This window comes from Sphingopyxis sp. (assembly GCF_036402335.1).
In the GTDB taxonomy this organism is placed as follows: Bacteria; Pseudomonadota; Alphaproteobacteria; order Sphingomonadales; family Sphingomonadaceae; genus Sphingopyxis.
In genome coordinates this window covers 1-6,500 of record NZ_DASWTD010000439.1, presented here as the reverse complement: position 1 = coordinate 6,500, position 6,500 = coordinate 1, and the positions used below count along the sequence as shown (strand labels likewise).

At 63.2% G+C, this 6,500-nt stretch carries 5 protein-coding genes and 1 pseudogene; all 6 read left to right on the top strand.

The window, feature by feature from the left end; genetic code table 11:
* Positions 1–3 precede the first annotated feature (3 nt).
* Positions 4–159: an AMP-binding enzyme gene (locus VGD20_RS14175; RefSeq protein ID WP_331135068.1), complete on the top strand. Its 156-nt coding sequence runs from the start codon at positions 4–6 to the stop codon at positions 157–159.
* Positions 156–1,805 (top strand): AMP-binding protein, encoded by a 1,650-nt coding sequence (locus tag VGD20_RS14170; RefSeq protein ID WP_331135067.1) that lies wholly within the window; start codon positions 156–158, stop codon positions 1,803–1,805. The genes VGD20_RS14175 and VGD20_RS14170 overlap by 4 nt, the downstream gene beginning before the upstream one ends.
* A 194-nt stretch (positions 1,806–1,999) precedes the next feature.
* Positions 2,000–2,605: an XRE family transcriptional regulator gene (locus VGD20_RS14165; protein WP_331135066.1), complete on the top strand. Its 606-nt coding sequence runs from the start codon at positions 2,000–2,002 to the stop codon at positions 2,603–2,605.
* 321 nt (positions 2,606–2,926) lie between these two features.
* The gene (locus tag VGD20_RS14160; RefSeq protein WP_331135065.1) at positions 2,927–4,855 is read left to right on the top strand and encodes a serine hydrolase domain-containing protein; all 1,929 of its coding nucleotides are present in this window, start codon (positions 2,927–2,929) and stop codon (positions 4,853–4,855) included.
* Positions 4,856–5,031: 176 nt separating this feature from the next.
* Positions 5,032–6,078, top strand: a complete 1,047-nt coding sequence (locus VGD20_RS14155; protein WP_331135064.1) for a DUF1611 domain-containing protein — start codon at positions 5,032–5,034, stop codon at positions 6,076–6,078.
* Positions 6,075–6,500 (top strand): annotated as a pseudogene (locus tag VGD20_RS14150) (hypothetical protein); the annotation flags it as partial. The gene VGD20_RS14155 and the pseudogene VGD20_RS14150, both read left to right, overlap by 4 nt.

The window sequence follows — 6,500 nt, the reverse complement described above, 5'->3', positions numbered from 1 at the left end:
GATCTGGCGAAAGCGCTGCAGGACCACGTCAAGGCGACCACCGCGCCGTATAAATATCCGCGGCAGATCGAATTCGTGGGCAGCCTGCCCAAGACGGTCAGCGGCAAGATCCGGCGCAAGGAGTTGCGCGACAACGAGTTCAAGAAAGCCGATGCATGACCGAAAGCCTTGTTCGCGGTGACGACCGGACTCCGCTGATCGAAATGACGATCGGCGACCGTTTCGACCAGACGGTCGCCCGTTTTCCCGATAGCGACGCGCTCGTCGTTCGCCACCAGAATATCCGGTGGAGCTGGAGCGAACTGCGCACGCATGTCGATGCCGTCGCGGCGGGCCTCTTGCAACGCGGTCTGAAGCCCGGCGACCGTGTCGGCATCTGGGCCCCCAATTGCGCCGAATGGGTTGTCGTCCAGTTCGCAACCGCCAAGGCGGGGCTGATCCTCGTCAATATCAATCCCGCCTACCGGGTGCCCGAACTCGATTATGCGCTGAACAAGGTCGGTTGCGCGGCGCTGATCCTCGCGCCCTCGCACAAGGGCAGCGATTATGTCGCGATGCTGGGCGAGATCGCACCCGAGCTGAAGGCTGCGACGCCGGGCGCGTTGCACGCTGCTCGCTTGCCCGATTTGCGGCTTGTGGTCGTGATGGGCGAGGAAGCCCATCCCGGCTGCCTGCCGTTCGCCGCGCTGGCGAGCGAGGGTACGGGCGCGCTGGCCAATGTCCGGCTCGACCCCGGCATGCCGGTCAACATCCAGTTCACCAGCGGTACCACCGGCTTTCCCAAGGGAGCGACGCTGTCGCATCGGAACATATTGAATAACGGTGCCTTCGTCGGGGCGCGGATCGGGCTGGGCGCGGACGACCGGTTGTGTATTCCGGTACCGCTCTATCATTGTTTCGGAATGGTGATGGGCAATCTCGCCTGCGCGGTGCATGGCGCGACGATGGTCTATCCGTCCGAGGCCTTCGATCCGGGAGCGGTGCTGCAGGCGGTCGAGGCCGAGCGCTGCACCGCGCTGTACGGCGTCCCGACGATGTTCATCGCGGCGCTGAATCACCCCGATTTCGACCGTTTCGACCTGTCGTCGCTGCGCACCGGGATCATGGCGGGATCGCCGTGCCCGATGGCGGTGATGCGCGAGGTCATCGACCGGATGCATATGGATCAGGTGACGATCGCTTATGGCATGACCGAAACCAGTCCGGTCAGCTTCCAGAGCGATACCGACGATCCGCCGGGCCTGCGCGTCTCGACCGTCGGGCGTATCCAGCCGCACCTCGAGGTCAAGCTCATCGATCTGGCGGGCGATGTCGTGGCGCGCGGTGAGACGGGCGAGCTTTGCACGCGCGGCTATTCGGTGATGCTGGGATATTGGGACGATGCCGAACGGACGGCCGACGCGATCGATGCCGATGGCTGGATGCACACCGGCGATCTCGCGACGATCGACGATGCAGGATATTGCCAGATCGTCGGCCGGATCAAGGATCTGGTGATCCGCGGCGGCGAGAATATCTACCCGCGCGAGGTCGAGGAGTTCCTGCTGACCCATCCGGACATCGCCGATGTCCAGGGGGTCGGCATTCCTGACGCAAAATATGGCGAAGAACTGTGCGTCTGGATCATCGTCCGTTCGGGCGCGACATTGTCCGAGGCCGATGTGCGGGCGCACTGTCAGGGCCGCATCGCTCATTACAAGATTCCACGGCACATCCGTTTCGTCGACGAATTTCCGATGACCGTGACCGGCAAGGTCCAGAAATTCGCCATGCGCGAGCATATGGTGAAATTGCTGGGTGGCTAACGCCAGCGACGGCGAACTGCGCTCTGGCTGAGTTTCCATTGACAGGTTTGTATGACATCGCCGCTTGATCGATATGATAAATGCGCAAATATGTGCTAGTTGTGAAAATCGATTGAGAGGTGAAAATGTCGGATAGTCGTGTTCCGAGCCCGCCTGGTAGCGATCCGCGGCCCCCGCTGGGTGGAAATCCCGGAATGGTCCTTCGGGAAATCCGGACCGAAAAGGGCTGGACGCTCACCGAAGTGAGCGAGCGCACGCGAATTCCCGTTTCAACTTTATCAAAGATTGAAACCGGCAAAATGTCGCTCAGCTACGAGAAGCTGCTGCGGCTCAGTCGCGGGCTCGAAATCGATATTACCCAGCTGTTTTCTGCCGCGGCATCGCCTCCCGCGCCGCCACATGCGGCCACCGGGCGCCGCAGCATCACGCCGCTTGGCGAGGGGCCGTCGATCCAGACCGCGACCTACAATTATACCTACCCGTCGGCGGATCTTCTCAACAAGCTCCTCAATCCCATGATTATCGACATCAAGGTTCGGTCGATCGACGATTTCGGGGATCTGATGCGGCATTCGGGCGAAGAATATGTGCTCGTGCTCGAAGGCGAGTGCGAATTTCACACCGACATGTACGCGCCATCGCTGTTGAAAACGGGCGATTCGGCCTATTTCGACGCGTCGATGGGGCATGGTTATGTCGCGGTCGGCGAGGGGCCATGCCGGATTTTGTCGGTCTGCTCCGCAACCGACGCCGATCTGAAGTCGGCCCTTCACCCTCTCGGCGGCGAAAAACGCTCCTGATCGTGTCGACATATTGATCGACGCTGCGCCGCTCGGCTTGCGCGGCGGCTGTGACGCATCGCGTCTTCGGTATCCGGCCGCCTTGTCGGCCTCCTTCTGAAAATTGCCCCGATCGGGCTGCCCTCCCGCTTTCCGGCGGCGGGACGGTCATGGATGGCGTTGACAAATTTCCGGACAGGATGTCTATATCAAAAATTGAAAATATTTCAGAATGAGAAACTCGCTTGCCGATTTCGGTGAAGCGGCAGAATGAAAAGGGGAGGGTGAATGCGGTTCCTGAAGCATTGCGGGTGTTTGGCCGCGGCCGCGATGGCCGGATTTATGGCGCTGCCTACGACGGAGTCCGCCGCGCGCGCTACACCGGTCGTTGCCGCGCCTGCCGCGCCGCGCGCCGGTCCCGTGTCTCCCGCGCCCGCGATGATCAAGAGCGACGTCGATGCCTGGCTCGATGGCTATATGCCCTATGCACTGAAGCGCGGTGACGCGGCGGGCGCGGTGGTCGTGGTGGTCAAGGACGGCAAGGTCCTGACGCAGCGCGGCTTCGGCTATGCCGACGTCGGTTCGCGTCGGCCCGTCGACCCCGAAACCACACTTTTCCGGCAGGCATCGGTGTCGAAGCTGATCACCTGGACGGCGGTGATGCAACTTGTCGAGCAGGGCAAGGTCGATCTCGACCGCGATATCAACGCCTATCTCGATTTCAAGATTCCGCCTTTCGCAGGCAAGCCGGTCACGATGCGCAACCTGATGACGCACACGGGGGGCTTCGACGAAGTGCAGCGCGGCCTGAACAGCTATGATCCGAAGAAAATCCCGTCGCTCGGCGATGCGTTGAAGCGGCAGGTGCCATATCGCATCTACGCGCCGGGGACGACGCCGGCCTATTCGAACTATGGTACGTCGCTCGCGGGCTATATCGTCGAACGCGTGTCGGGGCTCCCGTACGACGATTATGTCGAACGGCACATCTTCGCGCCCGCCGGCATGACGCGGTCGAGTTTCCGCCAGCCGCTTCCCGCCGCGCTGCGGCCGTTGCTCGCGAGCGGCTATATGCTGGGGTCGGGCAAGCCGGGGCCGTTCGAACTGAGCAGTCTTGCGCCGTCGGGGGCGATGACGGCATCCGGCGCCGACATGGGGCGCTTCATGATCGCCCACCTCGACAATGGCGGGCCCTTGCTGAAGCCGGCGACCGCGGCGCAGATGCACCAGACGATCCTGCGGCTGGTTCCGCCGCTCAACGGCATGGCGCTCGGTTTCTATGAGCAGAATATCAACGGCCGCAAGGCGCTCTCCCACGCCGGCGACAGCCTCAATTTTCACAGCCAGCTCTGGATATTCCCCGAGGAGAAGGTCGGCATCTATATGTCGATGAACGCTGCGGGCACGCAGAATGTATCGGGGCCGATCCGCAGCTATTTGTTCGAAGCCTTCGCCGACCGCTATTTCCCCTTCGAGCAGCGCGACGGCCGCATCGACGCCGCGACCGCGCGCGAACATGCACGCATGATGGTCGGCACCTACAACAAGACACGGCGGCTGGAGACGAGCTTCCTCAAAGCGATGGAACTGGCCGGGCAGACGAAGGTCGGGCTCGACAGCGAGGGCGGCATCCGTCTCAATACGGTGCCTGATCTTGGCGGGCAGCCGCGCAAATGGGTGGAAATCGCACCGTTCGTGTGGCGCGAGGCGAGAGGCAAGATGCGCCTCGCCGCCAAGGTCGAAAATGGCCGGGTCGTGCGTTTCAGTGTCGATGCGGCGTCGCCCTATATCGCGTTCGAGCCGGTGCCCTGGTATCTGTCGAGCGCGTGGCTGACGCCGGCGATGCTGATCAGCCTCGGTGCGCTGCTGCTGACCGCGATCGCCTGGCCTGCCGCGGCGCTCGCCCGTCGCCGCTATGGCGTGAAAGCCGGCCTCGCTCCCGCCGCGCTCAAGAGCTACCGGCTGACGCGCGCCTTTGCAGCGCTGGCCGTGGCGGTGATGGCCGGGTGGATCCTGTTCGTGACCAAGCTGGTCGGCGACTTCTCGTCGCTTAGCGGCGAACTCGACGGGGCATTGGTGACGCTTCAGGTCGCCACCCCCGTCATATTCCTTGGCCTGCTCGCGAGCGCGATCTGGAATATCGGGCATGTATGGACGAGCAAGCGCGGCTGGTTCGCGAAATTCTGGAGCATCGTGCTGCTGATGAGTGCGGTGGTTCTGCTGTGGATCGGCGTCGGTTTCCACCTGATCGGTTTTGGAACCCGATTCTGACGGGGCCGGGTGGGCGCCCTTCTTTGCGCCCACCCGCCTGTCGAAGAAAATTCTCTGAATGTATTGCAATTATCAAAATTAGAAAATAATGTCCCGTACAGGTCAACAGGGATGAATGCAGGACACGCGCCGCAATCGCGCCGTGTCGGTGCGTTCCCCCGATTTTGGTGAGAGACGTGAACATTCAAACTTCCCTCGATATCGCTGCCGGCGCATTGCAACTGCCCCAGCCCTATTTGCTGTTTCTCGGCGATGCGACCGAAAGCGGTTTCGCCAAAACCGCCTATGGTTTGCGCGATTGGGCGCCCGAGAAATGTGTCGGCGAATATGCGCTGCCGGCCGCGACCGTCAGCACGGGCCTCCCCGCGCTGACACCGGCCGAGGCGGTGGCCAAGGGCGCTCGATCGATCCTTATCGGCATTGCCAACCGCGGGGGCGTGATCGCCCCGGACTGGATCCCCGCGCTGGTCGAGGCACTCGAAGCGGGGCTCGATATCGTCAGCGGCATGCACGCCCGACTGTCGGAAATACCCGAACTTGCCGAACCGGCGGCACGTCTCGGGCGCCAGTTGATCGATGTGCGCCATGCGCCGCAGGGGTTGCCCGTCGGCACGGGACGCAAGCGGTCGGGAAAGCGCCTGCTGACCGTCGGAACCGACTGCGCGCTGGGCAAGAAATATACCGCGCTCGCGCTCGCCCGTGCCTTTGCCGATCGCAGGGTCGATGTTGATTTCCGCGCGAGCGGCCAGACGGGCATCATGATCGCCGGCGGCGGCATTCCGATGGATGCGGTGGTTTCCGATTTCGAAGCAGGAGCTGCCGAAACGCTCAGTCCCGATGCCGCACCCGGTCACTGGGATGTGATCGAAGGGCAGGGTTCGCTGATGCATCCCGCCTATGCGGCAGTGTCGCTCGGCCTGCTGCATGGCAGCCAGCCCGACATCATCGTCGTCTGCCACCAGCCGGGCCGCCAGGAGATGCTCGGGACGGCAGGCTATTCGGTGCCAGGCGTCGAGGAGACGATCGGGCTCAACCTGCGGCTCGGCGCGCGGACCAATCCGGCGATCCGCTGCGCCGGCCTGTCGTACAATACCTCGCATCTGAGTGAAGACGAAGCCTTCGCGCTGATGGCCGAGGAAAGCCGCCGCCTGGGATTGCCCGTCGCCGACCCGATCCGCGGCGGTGACGCGTTCGCGCGTCTGGTGGATAGCTGCCTCGCATGAGCGCAGCGGGGGCCCCGGCAGCCGCGGCTGGATCCTCGTGGTTCCAGCGTTTCCTGTTGCCGGGTTTCGCCTTCAAGGCGGTCGTGATCGGCGGCGGCTACGCCACCGGGCGCGAGCTTGCGGAATTTTTCCTGCCGAGCGGGCCATGGGGCGGACTGGCCGCGATGCTGCTCGCGATGCTGCTCTGGAGCATCATCTGCGCGGTGACATTCTCGCTCGCTCGCGCCATGGGGGTGTTCGATTATCGCAGCTTTTTTGAAGGGCTTCTGGGCCGGGCCTGGGTATTGTTCGAGATCGGCTACGTCCTTCTCGTGACGCTGGTGCTCGCGGTGTTCGGCGCCGCGGCGGGCGAGATCGGCGCATCCATCTTCGGTTGGCCGCCGCTTGCGGGAACCGCCTTCCTTGCGGCATCGATCGCGCTG